We start from the raw sequence: 18,918 nt of genomic DNA, 5'->3' as shown, positions 1-18,918 counted from the left end.
CGATCTGGTCGGCCGAGGTGACCACCGTCGTGCCGTTGATCTGGCCGAAGGTCCAGCTGCTCAGGCTGTTGTTGGTGTTGGTCAGATGGAGGGTGCCGGAGCCGCTCTTGAAGAAATCGCCCGTGCCGGTGATCTGGCCCGACAGCGTGGCCGTGATACCGAAGCCCAGTTCGATGGCGCCCGAGCGGCTGGTGATGTCGAACGCGTTGTCGATGGTCTGGCCGGTGGTGTTCACCGAGAAGGTGCCGCCGTAGACGCTCACCAGGCCGCTGCCGAGGTTGCTGTCGCTGCCGACCGCCAGGATGCCCTCGCCCAACGTAGTGACGCCGGTGTGCTGGCTGGTGCCGGTCAGGGTCAGGGTACCGAAGATGCCGGTCTTGCTCAGCGTGCCGCCGCCGGAGAACACGCCCGAGGCGGTCCAGTTGACGTCAGCGTGGAGAGTGCCGCCACCGACGCCGAAGGCCATGGCGTTGTCGACCGTGACGCCGCCGCTGGTAACGCTCAGGGTGCCGCCATCGAACTGCAGCGCACCGCTGCCGAGCGCATCGTCGCTGCCGGTCGCCAGTGTGCCGCCGTTGATGGCGATGGCTCCCGAGAAGGCGGCTTCGTTGCCGGTGCTGTTCAAGGCCAGCGTACCGGCGCCGGTCTTGGTCAGCGTGCCACTGCCGGCCAGCGTGCTGGCGATGGTGGCGGTGTCGGCAGAGCCGTTGTTGACGGTGAACCCGCTACCCAGGGTAAGGGTGCTGCCAGTGACGGTAAGGCCGTTGGCGCCATCCAGATCGAGCGTATCGCCGGCGCCACCGGTGACGCCGCTGCCGAGGGTGATGGTGCTGTTATCGGCCAGGACCACGCGGATCGTATCGGCGCCGCCCTGGGCCGCGCCGCGGGCCAGGGCTTCGCGCAGGCTGAAGCCGTCGGCCGCGTCACCGCCGGCATCGTCGTTGCTCTGGTCGACGTAGATGGTGTCGCAGGTGAGCGTCACGTCGCTGTTGGAGGTGCCCCCCATGCTGTCGGTCAGCGCGAGGCGCATGTTCGCGTCGCCGTAGGGCGTGTCGTTGCGGTAGCTGATGTGGCGTACAACATCCTGCACCAGGGCGGTGGACGCCGGGAGGCTGCTACCGGTGAAGTTGATGGTCAGCACACCACCGCTGTAGCTGTAGGTGGCGAAGGTCAGGCCGGCGAACTGCAGGTCGCCGCTGAAGGGGGTGCCGCTGACGCTGAAAGCGGAGGTGCTCTGGTCGAAACCGAACAGGTCGTTGGCGCTAGGATCGGCGACCCCGTTGGTATAGCGCTGGATGACCAGGCTGCCGCCGTTCCAGTTGACGAGGTCGTCTTCGGCGTCGCTGATCACAGCGTTGCCGCTTGCATCCAGCACCACCGTGCTGCCGGCGGTATAGGCGGTGCTATCGCCATTGAGGTTGCCAACGACAGGTGGGGTGTTGGTCGGCGCCGTCAGCGTGAAATCATTTCCGGTGCCCGCGATGTAGCTGGCGGTCAGCACGGTGCTGTTGCCACCGGCAGTCAGGGTGCCGCCTTCGGCCAGGCCGCTGAAGCTGCCGGTGACGGCGTCACTGGCATCGTTGGAGATAATGGTGTAGACGTCGCCGAGCCCGGACGCGTAGCCATGGGTAGCGGACAGGATGGCGCCGGAAACGTTCACGGCACCATTGACCACCACCTGGTCGTACTGGGTACCGGCCGTGGTGCCATCGATCTCGACGGCCAGGACGCTGCCCGCATTCATCTGCAGGTTGCCGTTGATCGTCAGGCTGCCCGCACCGGCATTGCCCGGGGACAGCAAACCGCCGCTATTGACCGTGACATTGCCACCCAGGGTGCCGGTACCGGCCAGCGTGCCTCCACTGGCAACGGTGGTGGCGCTGGCGGTGCTGCCGTTGACCGCCAGGGTGCCGGCCAAAACGGTGGTGGTGCCCGAGTAGTTGTTGCTGCCCGAGAGTGTCAGGGCGCCGCTACCGGTCTTGGTCAGGGCGCCGGCGCCGCCGATCGCGCCGCTCAAGCTGACGGCCAGGCCGGAATCCACTGCGACGCGGCCGGAGCTTGCGCCCAGCGTGATGGCGTTGTCGATGGTCCCAGTGCTGGTGACCGACAGTGTGCCGTCGTTCAGCTGCACGGTTCCGCTGCCCAGATTGGCGTCGCCAGCGATCGCCACCGTGCCGCCGCTCAATACCTGCATGCCCCAGCTCTGTCCGCTGTTGCTGCCGGTCAGCGTGAAGGTGCCGCCGCCATCCAGCGCCAAGGCGCCGGAACCCGTGATCGCGCCGGAGAAGGTGCTGCTGGTGCCGTTGATCCCGATCGTAAGCGCCGAGGTCCCGAGGGCCACGGTACCGGCGCCGGACAAGGCGTCGATGGTCTCGTCGGCCGCGACGGTCAGGTTCGCGCCGGCCGCCACCGTCACCGAGGTGTTGTCGTCCAGCGCGCCGCCGATGCGGTTGACTGTCAGTCCCCCCGCCGACACGTTGGTAGCGCCGGTGTAGGTGTTGTTGCCGGTCAGCGTCAGCGTGCCGCTGCCCGCCTTGGTAAGGCCGGAAGTGCCCGAGATGACGCCGGAATAGGTGGTACTGGTGTTGTCGCCGCCGGTGGTCAGCGCGGCGTTGAGTACCACGCTGCCGGTACCTGCCAGCGAGCCGATGGTCTCGGCGGTGGAGATGGTCAGCACGGTACCGGCCGACATCGTCACCGCGCTGGTGTTACCGATTGCCGAGCCGCCACTCAGGGTCAGGCCGCCAGCGGTAAGGCTGACGGCACCGCTGTGGGTATTGCTGCCGCTAAGGGTCAGAGTGGAGGCACCGGTCTTGGTCAGGCTGCCACTGCCTTGGAGCGCGCCACTCAGCGTGGCATTTGCGCTATTGCTGATGGACGAGGCTGCGGCCAGCGCGATCACATTATCGATGTTGGTGGCCCCGGTGATGGCCAGGGTGCCGCCGTTCAGCGTGATCGTGCCGGAACTCAGGTAGTCGTCGTTGGCGATCGACAGCGTGCCGGCGGTGATGGTGGTGCCGGCGGTGAGCCCGGCCTCGTTGCCGCTGTTGGACAGGACAAGCGTGCCGGCGTCGGTCTTGTTCAGCGCGAAAGCGCCGCTCATGGCACCGCTGATGGTCAGCGTGCTGCCGGAGGCTGCGCTGATGTCGGCAGCGCCGGTCAGCGTCACCGTGCCGCTTACGGTGGTGCTGCCGCTGCCGAGGTGCAGAGCGCCGTAGTTGGCGGCGGACACCGTATTGCCGCTGCCGGCGATGTTGAACGACTCGGCTACCGTGAGCCCGCCGCCAAGGCGAACGGTGGCGCCGCTGGCGACCGTGGTGGAGCCGGCGGTAGTACCGAGTGCATTGGCGTGGCTGGCGATCAGGGTGCCAGCCGTGACATTGGTGGCACCAGTGTAGGTGTTGTTCCCGCTCAGTTCCAGGATGGCCTGGCCGTTCTTGGTCAGGGTACCGCTGCCCGAGACCGTCCCGGACAGCACGACCGAGGTGGCGCCGCTGCCCCCACCAATGGTGAAAGTGCCGCCCGAGGCGCCCAGCACGATGGCGTTGTCGATGGTCATCGCGGTGGAGAAGTTGGTCAGCGTGCCGCCGTTGAGCGTCAGCGTGCCGGAGGACAGTTGGTCGTCACTACTCACCTGCAAAGTGCCGCCGGTGACGGTGATTCCGCCCGACATGTTGGCCTCGTTGCTGACACTCGACAGGTACAACGTACCGCCGCCAGCCTTGCTCAGTGAACCGCTGCCGCCCAGCGTGGCGGCGATGGTGACGGTGCCGGTGGAATTGGTGAAGTCCAGCGTGGTGCCGCCACCCAGGGTGATGGTGTTGCCGCCACTGATGGTCATGCCCGAGGCCGAATCGGCATTTATGGTCAGGCTCTCGTTGATGGAGAGACTCCCGGCCAGGTTCACGTTGGTGGCGAAGGCATTGGAGAGGACCAGCGTCTGACTGCCGGTTGCATCGGCAGCCGCGATGGCCACTGCCTCGCTGAAGCTCACACCGTTGCTGACGTCGACGGTGGCGGTGTCCGTGGTGTTGGTGACGTAGATGGTGTCGCTGGTGACGGTGACGTTCGCCGTGGTGGTGGAAGTGCCATCATTCAGGGCGTACTGGATGGTGGCGTCACCGGCCGGCGTATCACTGCGGTAGGTGATATGCCGCGCCACATCGTTGACCAGTGCCGTGGTGGCCGTGGTGCCGCTGCTGGTGAAGGTGATCGTCAGCACACCGCCGGTGTTGGTGAAGGTGGCGAAAGTGCTGCCGCTAGATTGCAGGTTGTTGCCACTGACGGTGAACTGCGCACCCGAGGTGTTGAAGCCGAAGATATCGGAGCTCACGGCTGTGCCAGGGCGTTTTACGGTGAGGCTTGCGCCCAGCCAATCGCCATTGCCGCTATTGAGCGCGTCCAATTCGGCGTCTGCGAGTGTGGCGTTGCCACCAGAGTCGAGGGTTACGGTGCTGCCGACGCCCGCCCAGGCTACGCTGTCGCCGTTCAGATTGCCGACGGTGGGTGGTGCATCGGGCGGAACTCCTTCGCTGAAGTCAATATTATCGATATCGACATCCAGGTCGGCTCCAGTGATCCTCACCTCGTCGATGTACTGCCAGGCCGTGTTGCCAGTCACATTGAAGTTGCCGAAATAAACACCGCTGACGTCGTAGTTGGTACTGGCTACTTCCACGCCATCGCGATACCCCTTGATGGTGAAGTTCGTAGTCAAGCCAAGCCCACTGCTGATGTCGAAACCATTGAGCTGGAACTCGCTACTGTCGGTGGTTTTGAAGCCCACCTGAGTCGATGTACCTGCCCCGGTGCTTCGGAGGCCCAGTGCTCGGTCCGTACCAGCGGCGATGTCACCGTCGTTTACAACTGCGATCTGCCAGCCAGCATCGTTGTTGAAGTAGGTGAGATCGCCGATGACAACGGAACCGGAACCCTTATTGCCCAGCGTCACACCGTCGAAATTCTGGTCCACTGGCGTCGCTAACAGCCCCGCATAGGAAGGCATATCCAGAGAGACGGTTTCAACGGCGCCCCGCTTAACCTCCAGGGCCCAATCACCGCCTCTGCTGGCCGCCCCGGTCGCATCGTTCGATGCTGCAACATCGGCGCCCGTTGCATTGGCCAGGCCATCGACGAAGGACTGCCCTTCCCCGTTGGCGCCAACCTCGCAGCCGTACAGCAGGATGTCGCCATCCTTGTCGAGAGATTGGCCAATGGCATCGAGTACCTCGCTGCGAGCGGCCAGATCGCCACTGTCCAGCCAGTCTTTACCCAACTGGATCTTGCCCACATCGCCATGGCTGAGGATGTGGATGGCATCGACCCCACTGCGACCATCGAGGTAGTCGGCGATCTGCTGCAGACCGTCCTTGTTGGCATCCAGCACCACCACTTCGGTGCCCGGTTTCAGGCCGCTGATGAGTTGCTGGTAATCCTTGACGTTAGCGTCGACGAAGACCACTTCCTGGCGATTGTCGGCGGTGCCCGACGGGGTCGCGGCCAGGTTATCGGTTGCGCTGTCGTGGCCAGTGGCATCCGCCTGGCCAGCCTGGTCAGCGGAGGAGTCGGCAGCGGGCGTGGCATCCGCCGCTTCGACTGCGGTAGCGGCGACTGCGCCGTCGAACATCATTCGGGCTTCAAGCGCCAAGGCCAGCGCCGAACGAGCCGGCTGGCCGGCCACTTGCTCACGAGCAGTCTTCTTCCGCCACATGGAACACCTCCTACTGCTTTTTCAACGAGGGAAGGCGAGCTTCGCCCTCCCCCTATACGGTTGCGACTCCGGTTATCCGCCTGGGGCGTGCCGGGGTCAGTTGCGCGACGGGAAGATGCCTTCCAGCGCGATCACGAAGTTGGTGCCGAGGTACGGGTTGCGCAGACCGAAGGGCTGGCTTCCGCCAGCAGCCCCGCAGGTCACGGTGGGCGCCGAGCAGTTCACGCTGGCAGTGAAGGGTGCCAGGGTGGTGTTGGCTGCATCGTTGGTGTACAGCGTGCCCGCACGACCAGCAGCGGTGACTGGGCCCAGTACGGCAGTCGTTGAAGGAGCGGACACCGCAGTGGTCGAGCTGGAGTTGGCAGGTACGGCAACCTGCGCGCTGCCGGTGACAGCCGATGCGACCATGGCATGGTTATGCATCGGCATCTGGTTGATGGTCAGGGTCATGCTCTCGCTACCCGCGACCTCGCCCTGATCGATATTGCTCAGGCCAGGCCCCTGCCCCATGCCCACCGGGCTGCGGCCGCGATAGTCCGGCAGACCGAAGGTCACCTGGCCATTGCCGCCGTACAGGGTGCCCAGCAGCGAGAACAGGGCGCTGTTCTGCGCAATAGCCATCTGCTGTCCCCAGCACAGGGCCCAGCCCCGTGGTGCAAAGTTGAAGCCGACCATGCGGATTTCACCCAAAAACGGATCACTCATTGCCTTTTCTCTCCTTGATGAGGCCGCGCACGCGGCACTGTAGTTGTCCTAAGGGTGGGTTCCGACCGGCTTCGGCCGCTTCACATGGAACAGCGCCTGCAACAGGTGGCAGTCGCCTTCTTGGTCCGGGCCGATGGGGGTGAGCATGACGTCCCACTCATCCCCTTCCGGGCTGCACAGCCGATAGACGTGCTGGGGCATCTGGACTCCCGGGGGTTGGGCGAAGACAGCGTCGTAGCACTGGTAACGGGCGTTCATCGCGGTTCCCTCGGCCACTTCCACCAGGGTGATGGCAAGCCCTTCGCCCTCATCCCAACGCAATGTCCAGGGTTGCCCAAGCTGGCGCTCGAACTGCTCGAACGTAGGAATCTGGCTCATGCCGGCACAGCCAGGGCGGGCGTGGCCGCACGCTGCATCTGCAGGTAGACGTGATTGGAACCGGTCACCGTGAAGCCGAAGCGCTCGTAAAGTCGTTTGGCCGGGTTGCCGGGTTCGACGAACAGACGGATCGACTTCGCGGCGGCGTCCGCCTCATCGACCAATGCGCGCAGGAAACCCGTACCGATGCCCTGGCCACGCCATTCAGGCAGCAGGGAAACGTCGATCAGGTTGAGGACGGAGGGGCCGCGAAAGACATACAGACGCCCGATGGGCTCGTTCCGGTGGCAAACCACCGAGAAATCGGCATCGTGATAATGCGTCTGGTAATAGCTGTGCTGGGCGTTGAACTGCTGGGTGAGGAAGGCAGTCTTGGTCGCGTCATCCCAGGGCACCGCCGCCATTTCGTCGGCGCGGGAGCTTGCATAAAGCTCCCGCAGGAACGCCTGGTCGGCGCCCTCGATCGGACGGAGGTTGAGCTCGGTACTAGGCACGGCGTCGGCATCCTTGCGCGCCGGAATCCCTCGGAGGCCGGCACCTGTTGTTTTGATATCACGCGACTCGAACAGCGGGAGACTAATCGATTCTGAAAGCCAATCGCCAGCACTTACTTAAACTTTACGACGATTAGTCCTTAAGTATGAGTGAACTTTCTGACAACTGCCTTGTCGGCGCCATCCAGGCGTAGTCGTTCCAGCAGTTGGTAAGGCTCGGCAGCCCAGCGGACGATGGCTTCGCGCAACTCATCCGTGGCGGCGTCGCGCTTGCGCTGGCCATCGGCCTGGAAGGCCATGGCCGGTTGCTTGGCATCGAAGGCGGCAATCTCGTGCAGCCTGGCCTCATCGGCCGATTCCGCGCCGAGCAACGGCGCCAGTCGGCCCCAGACGGCCCCTGGCAGTTCGCTGTAGTTCACCGGCACGCCACCATGACGCTGGCACAACTCCAGGCCACCCTGGAGGATCGCCCCGATCATTCGGCAGCTGTACTCCAGTGGCGACATGGCCAGGCCCCCCGGCACAAGCTCGTCCAGCGCCGATGGGCCGAGCATGCCCGGCACCCGCTGCATGCCCGGCTGGCGCAACTGGGATACGACGATCTCCAGCGGATCGCGATAGAGGAAGATGCGCGGCGTGTCCGGGAAGAGCCCGGCCAGCAGCGGCGCCTCGAAGACGTTCCAGGCGTCCAGCTTGATCAGCAACTGCTCTTCAGTGCCGCAGCGGCGCTGGCCGTAGGCCGATAGCAGCGCCTCGATCCAGCCGCTCTGTAGCCGCGCGGCATAGGGGTCGAGGAAATGCGCGCGCAGCAGGTTGTCCAGCGGCGGCGGTTCGGACAGCACGATATTGCGCGCAAGGCCCGCCAGCATCTGCGCCATGAGGGTGGAGCCGCAGCGGGAGGCGTGGAAGATGAAAGCGCCAGGCGCAACGCCGGGACTCTCGCCCTGCCAATCCAGCAGAGCCTGGATGTCCGTCTCGCGGCGGAACGCCTGGTTGAACGGCAGGCGCAGCGCCTGGTCCACGTCATCGCGAAAGAATGGCCGGGTCAGCCGGGTTTCGCCGAACCAGCACCAGTCCAGGCGCCACTCGCCGTCACGCCGCCAGGCGCGGATGGGCAGCCAGCCGCTGAAATCGTTTTCGGGATTCATACGCGCCATTGATCGTTCCATGCCTGTTTGCCCTGGCGCATGGCGCTGCGCACCTCCGCCTCGGAAAATTCCAGCCCCCGCTCCGCCCCCAGAGCCACCGTTTCCTGCAGGAAGTCCCGCGCATCGGAAAGCGCCTGCAGCCGCGCGGCCAGCGCCGGGTCCCGCGCCACCCGCTCGCGAAACGCGGCGAAGTCCCGCCCCGCCCTCCCCGGCTGCAAGGCCGGGGTCGCCGCCAGGCCCTGCTGCACCCGCTCCAGCAGCCAGTCGTTGCGCTGGCAGTCCAGCACCAGGTGGATGCGCTCGCCAGCGCTTGGGTTGTCCACCCGATGGGGCCGGGCGAGGTCGATGAACCAGCACTCGCCCGCCGCCATGGGTACCTGCAGGCCGTCGACGAGGAACTCCACGCCGGGCGGGCTCAGCAGCGGCACATGCAGGCGCAGGTCGCTGTCCGGCAGGCCGAGGTCCGGGTCGCAGTGCTCGTGGATACGCGAGCCCGATCCCAGGCGCAGCAGGCGGGCGCTGCGTATCTGGGCCTGGAACAACGCCAGCAGCGCGCCCCAGGCAGGCTCGCCCTGCCACCAGGCGCTGCGCACCGGTGCGCCCTGGCCGGGAGCCAGGGGCAGCAGTGCGTCATCCGGGGTGATCAGGGCGACGCCACTCCAGTCGCCCTCGTAGTAACCGGTATTGAAGTGGTGCCGCCAGGCATCGGCGGGCACCCGCGCCAAGGCGGCCAGCAGCGGCGCCAGCTCGAACGCCAGGGGGAGCCTGGAACAACGGGGTAATGTCATGGAACGTCCTTGCTCCTTCATGCTGAGATCGAAATCTGCGTGCTCGCCCGCTTACCGGAGATCGACACCGATCTGCCCGAATGCCTCGGCCAGGTCCCGCACCAGACGCTGCTCGCCCTCGTGCATACCCTGCAATTGCTGCCCCAGCGTAGGCGCTCCCTGCAAGCCTCGCGGCCCCTGCTCAGCACTCCCGCGCTCGGCCGACGCCAGCTCCTTGTCGAGCTGGCCGTCATTGCGCAGGTAGAGGTCGTTGCCGGCACCGGGGTTACGCTGGTAGTAGTCGAGGTCGCCATCACCGTCGTAATCGGCAATCCGCGCGCTGCCAGAGGCGATGTTCAGCCCGGCCACGCCAGCCGCGAACGCCTGCGACGGGGTGAAGGCGCCATTGCCATTGTTGCTCCACAGGGTGACGGCGGCGTCCACGCCGTCCTCCTGGGTGAGGATGTCGGAATCACCGTCGTTGTCGAGGTCCCCCACCTGGATGAAGCCGACGTTGGTCGTGCCGGAGTCCTCCAGCGGTGGCGTACCCGCCAGGAAGATGCCGTGGCCGAAGTTGGTGAAATAGAGGTCGTTGTCGTCGCCGGCAACCGGCTGGTAGACGTCGAGGTCGCCATCGTTGTCGAAGTCGGCGACGCGGACGCTGGAAAGGCTGAGGTTCAGGTCGCTCACACCGGCGGGAATGGCCAGCGAGGAGCTGAAGCCACCGCTGCCATTGCTGGTCCACAGCGTCACTGCGGCGCCCTGGCCGCCCGCCTGGGTGAGGACGTCGACGCCACCTTGGTTGTCGAAGTCGCCGACCTGGGTATGGGCCGGGTTGCGCGTGCCGCTATCGGCGAACGGCAGGGTCGCGGCCGTGAAAACGCCCGCACCGTTGTTGGCGAAATACAGGTCGTTACCGGCGAAGGCGTTCTGCTGGTGGTAATCGAGGTCGCCGTCGTTGTCGAGGTCGGTCACCCGAGCGCTGCCGGAGGCAAGGCTCAGCCCGCTCACACCGTCGGCAATGGCTTGCGAGTAGGTGAACCCGCCGCTGCCGTCATTGCGCCACAGGGCTACGGCGGCTCCCGGGCCACCTTCCTGGGTCAGGATGTCGACATCGCCGTCGCCATCGAAATCACCCACCTGGAACTCGACGTTCCTGGTTCCGCTGTCCACCAGCGGCGAAACGCTCTCCGTCAGCAGGCCACCGAAAGCGTCCCAGTCCTCGGCGCGGATGGCCGAGGGGGTGGTCACGTTGCCGAAGTGGATCTCCAGCGCACCATTACCGCCGGCGGCGGCGGCGCCCGTGGCATCGTTCGAGGCCGCCACATCGGCGCCCGTGGCGTTGGCGATCCCGGCCAGCAGCTCACCACCCCGCGCATCGCGGCCGATTTCGCTGCCGTAGAGCAGGATGTCGCCATCGGCGGTCAGCGCGGCGCCGAGCTGCCCCAGGGCGCGGGCGTAGTTGGCGACCGACTTGGCATCGAGCTCGGCCGTGCCCAGCTTCGTGCGCCCCTCGCTGCCATTGGAAATCACATGGATCGCGTCATAGCCCGAGCGGCCCTGGGCCCATTTGGCCATCTGCTCCACGCCGTCCCGGGCACGGTCGAGCACAACCACCTCGACGCTCTCGTCCATGCCCGACACCAGCGACTGGTAGTCGTCCACGGCGCCATCGACGAAGACGACTTCCTTGCGGTTGCCGGTGGCTTCCGCCACGGGGCCGGCCTGGGCGTAGTCATGACCGGCCTGGTCGGCCGCGCCGCTGGGGGCATCAGGGGTGGCGGCGTCGGCGGCTGGAGCCTCCGCGACGGTGGCGGCGACCGCGCCGTCGAACATCATGCGGGCTTCCAACACGCTGATCAGCGGCAGCGATTGCGATCGAGGCTCCGGCGCCGATTCCAACGCGCGCGCCTTCCCGCCCCGCAAAGCCCGCTTCCACTTACCCCAGCCCATCTACTTCTTCCTCTTGTTTTTACGGAGCGCTTGGCACCGCCCCCCCTTGGGGGCGTCAGCCGTTGGCGCTCTCTATCGCCCGGTTCGCCCGGCGCGTCTGTTCATGCACGCCCCGCATTCACGCGGGGCCATCTAAATAGCAGAGGCGCATCCCAGCGCAGTGACCCGCTCGCGGGTCAGAAACCACTCTCCCGGACGCCAAGGGCCGCCAACCGTCGCCAGGCTGCCCCCAGCAGCGATTGCCCCTGGCCATCCAGCACCACCACCCCGCGCAGGGGCTGGGCCGGTTCGATGGAGGCATCCAGCAGGCTCAGGCGCGCGCCGTACTGGGCCCGCACCGGCTCGGCGCGGTTCTGGGCATCGCGGCGCACGGCGATGGGGCCGTGGTGATCGGAACTGAGGGCTTCCAGTTCGAGGTAGGGCACGCCGGTGGCGTCCACTTCGTCCAGGCGCACCGGCAGGGCCGGGCGCGCCGGGTCGTCGGCGATGAAATGCCCCTCGGTGCCGGGTTGGACGCGCCACAGCTCGTCCTCGGCGAGGTAGCCGCGCAGGCGCAGGCCCGGTTCCACCACCCGCGCCAGGGTTTCGCCGGGGTTGAGCCAGCGGCCCACGCTGAGGTCCGGCAACAGGTCGCGCACCACGCCGGCCTGGGGTGCGCGCAATTGCAGGCGTTCGCGCTGGGCGGCGAGGCCACGGTATTCGGCCACCGCCTCGGCCAGGCGTTGTTCGAGGATGCCCGCGTCGGCGGCGGTCTCGCTGCGCCCGGCCTGGCGGCGCAGCTGCAGCTGGAGAATCTCGATCTCGCGGCGGACGATGGTCTGTCGCGAATCCAGGTCGGGGGATTCCAGCTCCAGCAACAAGGCGCCCTGCTCCACCATCTGGCCGTCGGTCACCTGCAACGCCTTGAGCCGCGCCGCCACGGGCGCATGCAGGGCGGTGGCGCGGGAGGCTTCCAGCAGCGCCGGCACTTCCACCGAACTGCGCCAGGGCAGGACCAGCAGGACCAGGACCACCAGCAGTCCGGCACCGGTGAGCAGCACCTTGCGCGGCTCGCTCTGCTCGCGGCGCTGCCACCACTCGCCCAGCTCGCGCCAGACCGGCAGGCCGATGAACCAGACCAGTTCCACCAGCATCAGGAAGATGCCCAGCACCTTGAAGAACAGGTGGTAGACCGCCAGGGCGATGCCGAAGAACAGCACCGCCCGCCACAGCCAGGAGCCGTAGCCCCAGACCAGCAGGCGCCGGCGCATTTCCGGCGACCAGGGCTCGGGGGCCGGCTCGCCGTAGCCGAACAGCGCCTCGCGCAGGCGCCAGCGGCAGAGGGCGAAGGCGCGCGTCTGGAGGTTATCCACACCCCAGAGGTCGCTGATGAGGAAGTAACCGTCGAAGCGCATGAAAGGATTGAGGTTGATGATCACCGTGGTGATCCAGGTGGCGCTGGCCAGCATGAAGGCCGAGGTGCGCGCCGGGCCGTCCGGCAGCAGCGACCAGGCCAGCAGCGCGAGCACTGCCAGCACCAATTCCGCGAGCACGCCGCCGGCGCCGATCAGCAACCGCGAGCGCCGGTCACGCACCCGCCAGGCGTCGCTGACGTCGGTGTAGAACATCGGCAGCAGCACCATGAAGGCCAGGCCCATGCTCTGCACCCGGCAACCGGCGCGTTTGGCCATGAAGGCGTGGCCGAACTCGTGACAGAGCTTGGCGAAGGTCAGGGCGATGCCGAAGGCCAGGGCGCCGCCGAGGCTGAACAGGTGCGGGAAGGTGGCGATGAAGCGCTGCCAGTCCCGCGCCACCAGGAACAGGCCGAGGGCGAACACCAGCGGCAGGCCCCAGCGCAGCAGCCAGGGACCGTGGCGTTCCAGCACCGGCCAGGCGCGATTGAGGAAGGCGTCCGGCCGCCACAGCGGAATGCGGAAGAACAGGTACTGGTGCAGCACCCGGTTCCACAGGCTCTGGCGCTGGGCGCCGGCCTTCGGGCCATAGCTGGCGCGCTGCTCCTCATCCAGGGCGGCGATCAGGTCGTAGCCCCGCAGGAAACGCAGCAACTCCTCCAGCTCGGACTTGCCGAGCGGCAGGCCCGGTTCGGCGTTGGCGGCCTCCAGCACCCGCTGCGGATCGCCCAGGGCCCAGTGGCGCAGCAGGCGCACGGCGGCGGCGCCGAGCTTGAAGTAGCGCCCGCGCAGGGGGTCGGCCAGGGTCCATTGTGGAGCGCCGTCCAGCCCGGGGGCGGCCGGCGACAACTGCAGGTCGGGGCGCAGGGCGGGCAGCATCAGAAGCCCAGGCTCTGGCGTGCCGCGGCCAGGGGCCGACGCAACAGGTAATAGGCCAGCGGCGCGCGGTCGCCGAACAGCTTGGCGGTGCCCCGCAGGCCGATGCGCGGCGGCGCCTCGTTGAAGGCGGCGTCGAGGCGATAGGCCAGTTGCCCGGCGGCGGTGGCCTGGGCCTCGTAGGCGGCCCGTTCGAGGCGCGCGTCATGGCGGTTGAGGGGATCGCTGTCGAGGAACAGCGCCACCTCCGCGCCGGGTTGCAGGGCGATGGCGTCGCCCACCGGCAATTCGATGCGCAGCTCGGCCTGGGTCGGGTCGGCGATCTGCATCAGTCGCTCGCCGGTCTGTACCGGCTTGCCGGTGAGGCGCTCGGCATCGGCGAACACCGCGATACCGGCGCGCTCGGCGCGCACTTCGCTGCGCGCCAGCAACTGCCGGGCGTAGTCGCGTTCGGCGCGTTTCTGCTCCACCCGCGCGGCCAGCAGGTCGATCCGCGAGCTCGATTCGGCATCGCTGAACGCCCGCTGGGTATTGGCCTTGAGCTCCGCCTCGGCGACGCCCAGGGCGCGCTCGGCGACGTCGGCCTGGGCCTTCAGGCTGGTGGCGTCGAAGCGCACCAGCAGGTCACCGGCGGCGACGGTCTGGTTGGGTTTGACGAGAAACTCGGCGACCACGCCGTCCAGCGGCGCGGCCACCACCCGACCGCCCTGGGGCACCACTTCCGCCGGGGCCAGCACCGATTGGCGCACCGGCACCAGGAGCAGGAGGCAGAGGCTGCCTGCGATGGCCAGGAGCTTTTTCTTCGGCCAGCGCAGGCGCCAGGGCTTGCGCGGCTGCAACGCGAGCCAGGCGTGGGCGTAGCTGTCGCCGAGCTGGGCCAGCAGGGCTTGCTCGGCGCCGTTGAAGGGTTGTTCGCGGGCCAGCCAGAGGCCGCCGAAGACCTCGCCCTGGCGATCCTTCAGCGGCAGCCAGAACGCCTCGGCGGCGGACAGCGCCTGCCAGTCGGCGCGGGCCTGTTCGTCCTGCAGCGCGGCATCCACGGCATGGGGTTGGTCGAGCAGGCCTTGGCCGAGCAGTTGCGCGGTGGCACGCTCGACGAAGGCGACGAACGGCGCGTTGGGCTCCACCTGGCTGATCCCGGTGAGCGCCCGCACCTTGCCGGCGACCAGCAACGCGGCATGGCGGAAACCGAACAGCGCCTGGCCATCGTTGACCATGGCGAACGCCAGTTGCTCGGTGCTGGCGGCCTGGCGGGCCTGTTTCTCCAGGCCGAGGAAAAGCGCGAAGACGCGCTCGGCGGCGTTTGGCAGGGCCGCGCTCATGGCGTTTCCGGGAAGTGCGCGGTGCCACTCATGCCGGCCAGCAGGCCGGGGGCGTCGGCCGGCAGGCCGCCGATCAGCAGCAAGGTCTGGCTGCCTTCGTCGATGCGCGCGCCAAGGCGCTTGACCACCGCTTGCAGCGGCTGGCCGGTTTCATCGGGAACGAAGCTGAAGCCCTGTTCGGGCTTGAGCCGGCTCAACCAGCTCGACGGCACCAGCAGGTGGATCTCCAGGGTGCGGTTGTCCACCACTTCCAGCAGCGGGGCGCCACTGGCCACGCTCTCGTGGGGTTGCACCTTGCGCGCGACCACCTGGCCGTCGAAGGGCGCCTTGACCTGGCAACGCTGCACCTGCACCTGGTAGACCTGCGCTTCGGCCTGGGACTGGGCCTGGCGCGCCTCCGCCAGGGCCACTTCGAAGCGCCCCACGGAATTGAGGGCGGCCAGTTGCTGCTTGTTCTTCAGCTCCTCGCGGGCGGCGCGCACGGCGGAATTTGCGGCGTTGAGCTGGGCCTGGTAGGCGCTGCAGTCGAAGCGCACCAGCACCTCGCCCTTCTTGAAGGCCTGACCTTCGGCGTAGGGCATTTCAACGATGCGCCCCGGCAGTTCACTGGCGAGCACCGCCTGGTTGCGCGCACGCAGCACGCCACGGGCTTCGCCACCGGACGCGGCGCTGGCGGCGGGAACATCGAGCAGGGGGTCTTTCGGTGGCTCCTCCGCCCAGGCGGTGGCGACCATTCCCAGCAAGCCCAGCAGCGGATACAGCGTGCGATTCATGACAACCTTTCCCTGGAAAGAATGGGGCGAGAGTCTAAGAGAGCTGTCAGATAATAGGAATCTGGGCCAAGGAATTATCTTGCTATCTACCTCCAATACGGCGGCAACAGGCTGGCAACTCGTAGCCCGGATGAAATCCGGGAGCGGCGGCGGGATTCTCCCCGGATTCCATCCGGGCTACGGACTGCACCCTCTCCCACTGGGAGAGGGTGGTATCAGCCGGGTTCCGTGCCGGCCCGTTTCGCGAATGAATTCGCTCCTACAGGGATACACGTACGCGTTGGCCTGCGCGACTAGTCGTAGCCCGGATGAAATCCGGGAGCGGTGGCGGGATTCCCCCCGGATTCCATCCGGGCTACGGACTGGGCCCTCTCCCACTGGGAGAGGGTTGGGGTGAGGGTGGTATCAGGCGGGTTTCATGCCCGCCCGTTTCGCGAATGAATTCGCTCCTACGACCGTCGCCTCCCTCAAACCATCTGCAATGGCCGCTTGCGCCGTGGCGGCGGGAAGCCGTGGTCGATCAGCGCCAGGTCGTCGGCGCTGAGCCGCAGCCCGTGGGCATCGGCGTTCTGCTTCAGGTGCAGCGGATCGACCGCCTTGGGGATAACCAGCACGCCGTCCTGGCGCAGGGCCCAGGCAAGGGCCACCTGGGCGGGGCTGGCCTGATGGCGGCTGGCGACCTCTTGCAGCGCCGCGTTGCGCAGCAGCTTGCCACCCTGCCCCACCGGGCAATAGGCCATCATCGGCATGCCCTGTTGCTGCTGGAAGGGCAGCAGGTCGAACTCGATACCCCGCGCCTCGGGGTTGTAGAGCACCTGGTTGGCGGCGCAGCCGGCGGGCAGCTCATGGAGGTCGTCGAGGTCGAGGTTGGAGACGCCCCAGCGGGCGATCTTGCCCTGCTCGCGCAGGCGCTCGAAGGCTTCCACGGTTTCCTCCAGCGGGTGTTCGCCGCGCCAGTGCAGCAGATAGAGGTCGATATGGTCGGTACCAAGGCGCTTGAGGCTGCGCTCGCAAGCCAGGGCGGTGCCCGTGCGGCTGGCGTTCCAGGGATAGACCTTGCTGACCAGGAACACCTGCTCGCGCAGTCCGGCGATGGCCTGGCCCACCACCTCCTCGGCGCCGCCTTCGGCGTACATCTCGGCGGTGTCGATCAGTGTCAGTCCCAGTTCCAGCCCCAGGCGCAGGGCGGCGACTTCACGCGCGCGCTCGCTGCGGTTCTCGCCCATGTGCCAGGTGCCCTGGCCGATGGCGGGCACCCGGGTGCCGTCGGGGAAGGTGATGCTATGCATGGCGTGTTCCTCGGAAAGTCCGTTCAGTCGGGATAGCCGGCAGCTGGCGCCGAATATTCCGACAAGGGGTCGAACGGCTCAAGCCCAGGGATCGTAGGAACCGATGCTCCACAGATGGCCTTCCGGGTCGCGGCAGGTGAAGCCACGGCCGCCGTACTCCTCATCCTTCAGCGGCAGCACGATGCTGGCGCCGGCGGCCAGGGCACGGGCATGCACGGCATCCACTTCGGCCACCACCAGGTAGATGGCCTGGGTGCCCAGTCCGCCGGTTTCGTCGGGCTGGCGCAGCAGGCGGCCGTAGTCGTTGTCGCGCACCGAACCGAGCATCACCATGCCATTACCGTGGCTCAGTTGGGCGTGGGCGATGCTGCCGTCGGCCTCGCTCACCACCAGGTGCTCGACGAAGCCGAAGGTGTTGCACAGCCAGGTGATGGCGGCGAGCGCGTCGCGATAACGCAGGCAGGGTATGCAGGGGGAACCGGCCATGGCGGGAATCTCCAGAACGTTTGATGGATTCAGCCTAGTCGCTGCTGCCGCCCACCGGTCGTGAAAAAGCATCGGGCCCGCACATGGCGGGCCCGACGGTTCAAGCGCGGAAGGGGCTCAGGCGGCTTCGCCCAGCGGCTCCGCGGCCTTGGCGGGCGCCAGGTCGAAGGCCTTGTACAGCAGCACCAGCAGGACCAGGAAGGCCGGCCCTACATAAAGGGCGACGCGGGTGTCGGGGAAGTACGCCATCAGGCCCACCACCAGCACCAGGAAGGCCATGGCCAGGTAGGAGCTCAGCGGGAACAGCCACATGCGGTACTTGAGGGCGCCCTGCTCGGCCGGGCTCAGGCTGCGGCGGAATTTCAGCTGCGCCAGCAGGATCATCGCCCAGGTCCAGATGGCGCCGAAGGTGGCGATGGAGGTCACCCAGACGAACACCTTTTCCGGCACCAGGTAGTTGGCCAGTACGCCCAGCAGCAACGCGGCGCCGGACACCAGCAGCGCGCGGCGCGGCACGCCGTTGGAGGTGACGGCGAAGGCGCGCGGCGCCTGCCCCTGCTGGGCCAGGCTGTAGAGCATGCGGCCGGTGCTGAAGATGCCGCCGTTGCAGGAGGACAGCGCGGCGGTGATCACCACGAAGTTGATGATGCCGGCGGCGGTCTTGATGCCGAGGCTCTCGAAGGTCATCACGAAAGGGCTGCCCTGGGTGCCGATCTCGTTCCAGGGGTAGATGGAGAGGATCACGAACAGCGCGCCGACATAGAACAGCAGGATGCGCCAGAACACCGAGCCGATGGCCTGGGGAATGGTCTTCTGCGGGTTCTTCGCTTCGCCGGCGGTGAGGCCGATCATTTCCACGCCGAGGTAGGCGAACATCACCATCTGCAGGGACATCAGCACGCCCTGCACGCCATTGGGCATGAAGCCACCGTGTTCCCACAGGTTGCCGATGCCGGTGGCGATGCCGTCATTGCCGAAACCGAAGACGATCATGCCGGTGCCGGCCACCACCATGGCGATGATGGTGACGATCTTGATCAGGGCGAACCAGAATTCGAACTCGCCGAAGGCGCGCACGGCGATCAGGTTGATCCCGCCCATGCTCACCAGCGCCGCCAGGGCCCAGATCCAGCGCGGTATCTCGGGGAACCAGATACCCATATAGATAGCCACGGCGGTGATTTCCGCCACGCAGGTCACCAACCAGAGGAACCAGTAGTTCCAGCCGGTGAGGAAGCCCGCCAGCGGGCCGAGGTAATCCTGGGCGTAGCGGCTGAACGAGCCGGCCACGGGGTTGTGCACGGCCATCTCGCCGAGGGCGCGCATGATCACCAGGATGGCCAGGCCGCCGATGATGTAGGACAGCATGATGGCCGGGCCGGCCATCTGGATGGCCTTGGCCGAACCGAGGAACAGGCCGACGCCGATACAGGCGCCCAGGGCCATCAGGCGGATATGACGCTCACCGAGATCGCGGTGCAGCGCTTCATGTTGTGGCTGGTGATCAGCAACGGACATGGGGTGGTACCTCATCTTGTAGTTGTCGAGGAGTCAGCCGCGTAGCCGAAAAGCCGGGTCGAGGTAACGACCCTTGGCCGCCTGGAAGGCCCGTCCTTGTGGGGCGGA

The 18,918-nt window shown here is 67.0% G+C and carries 12 protein-coding genes and 1 pseudogene; all 13 read right to left on the bottom strand.

Going from position 1 to position 18,918, the window contains the following annotated elements; all coding sequences use genetic code 11:
* Nucleotides 1-571: 571 nt before the first annotated feature.
* Nucleotides 572-5,626, bottom strand: a pseudogene (locus PCA10_RS31340) (DUF4347 domain-containing protein); the annotation flags it as partial.
* A gap of 180 nt (nt 5,627-5,806) precedes the next feature.
* Complete coding sequence (locus PCA10_RS08315) at nt 5,807-6,415, bottom strand: phage tail protein (protein WP_016491612.1); 609 nt, start codon at nt 6,413-6,415, stop codon at nt 5,807-5,809.
* Between the two features lie 48 nt (nt 6,416-6,463).
* A complete protein-coding gene (locus PCA10_RS08310; RefSeq protein WP_016491611.1) occupies nt 6,464-6,793 on the bottom strand; it encodes a DUF6916 family protein in 330 nt (109 codons plus the stop codon).
* Nucleotides 6,790-7,287, bottom strand: a complete 498-nt coding sequence (locus PCA10_RS08305; RefSeq protein ID WP_016491610.1) for a GNAT family N-acetyltransferase — start codon at nt 7,285-7,287, stop codon at nt 6,790-6,792. The genes PCA10_RS08310 and PCA10_RS08305 overlap by 4 nt, the downstream gene beginning before the upstream one ends.
* A gap of 140 nt (nt 7,288-7,427) precedes the next feature.
* The gene (locus tag PCA10_RS08300; RefSeq protein ID WP_016491609.1) at nt 7,428-8,444 is read right to left on the bottom strand and encodes a sulfotransferase family protein; all 1,017 of its coding nucleotides are present in this window, start codon (nt 8,442-8,444) and stop codon (nt 7,428-7,430) included.
* Nucleotides 8,432-9,223, bottom strand: coding sequence for an aspartyl/asparaginyl beta-hydroxylase domain-containing protein (locus PCA10_RS08295; RefSeq protein WP_016491608.1), 792 nt, complete (start codon nt 9,221-9,223; stop codon nt 8,432-8,434). The genes PCA10_RS08300 and PCA10_RS08295 overlap by 13 nt, the downstream gene beginning before the upstream one ends.
* Before the next feature lie 51 nt (nt 9,224-9,274).
* The gene (locus PCA10_RS08290) at nt 9,275-11,041 is read right to left on the bottom strand and encodes a DUF4347 domain-containing protein (RefSeq protein ID WP_158491039.1); all 1,767 of its coding nucleotides are present in this window, start codon (nt 11,039-11,041) and stop codon (nt 9,275-9,277) included.
* A 290-nt stretch (nt 11,042-11,331) separates the two neighbouring features.
* Nucleotides 11,332-13,428 (bottom strand): efflux RND transporter periplasmic adaptor subunit, encoded by a 2,097-nt coding sequence (locus tag PCA10_RS08280; protein WP_197539871.1) that lies wholly within the window; start codon nt 13,426-13,428, stop codon nt 11,332-11,334.
* Nucleotides 13,425-14,744 carry an efflux RND transporter periplasmic adaptor subunit gene (locus PCA10_RS08275; RefSeq protein WP_016491605.1) on the bottom strand — a complete coding sequence of 440 codons (1,320 nt, stop codon included), beginning with the start codon at nt 14,742-14,744 and terminating at the stop codon, nt 13,425-13,427. Before PCA10_RS08275 ends, PCA10_RS08280 begins: the two co-directional genes overlap by 4 nt.
* Nucleotides 14,741-15,517 (bottom strand): efflux RND transporter periplasmic adaptor subunit, encoded by a 777-nt coding sequence (locus tag PCA10_RS08270; RefSeq protein ID WP_016491604.1) that lies wholly within the window; start codon nt 15,515-15,517, stop codon nt 14,741-14,743. The genes PCA10_RS08275 and PCA10_RS08270 overlap by 4 nt, the downstream gene beginning before the upstream one ends.
* Nucleotides 15,518-15,984: 467 nt before the next feature.
* Nucleotides 15,985-16,806: an aldo/keto reductase gene (locus tag PCA10_RS08265; protein WP_016491603.1), complete on the bottom strand. Its 822-nt coding sequence runs from the start codon at nt 16,804-16,806 to the stop codon at nt 15,985-15,987.
* Between the two features lie 78 nt (nt 16,807-16,884).
* Nucleotides 16,885-17,292 carry a VOC family protein gene (locus PCA10_RS08260; RefSeq protein ID WP_016491602.1) on the bottom strand — a complete coding sequence of 136 codons (408 nt, stop codon included), beginning with the start codon at nt 17,290-17,292 and terminating at the stop codon, nt 16,885-16,887.
* Between the two features lie 117 nt (nt 17,293-17,409).
* Nucleotides 17,410-18,810, bottom strand: coding sequence for an amino acid permease (locus tag PCA10_RS08255; RefSeq protein ID WP_016491601.1), 1,401 nt, complete (start codon nt 18,808-18,810; stop codon nt 17,410-17,412).
* Nucleotides 18,811-18,918: the final 108 nt, after the last annotated feature.

The organism is Pseudomonas resinovorans NBRC 106553 (genome assembly GCF_000412695.1).
GTDB lineage: Bacteria > Pseudomonadota > Gammaproteobacteria > Pseudomonadales > Pseudomonadaceae > Metapseudomonas > Metapseudomonas resinovorans_A.
This window is presented reverse-complemented; position numbering and strand designations above follow the sequence as displayed.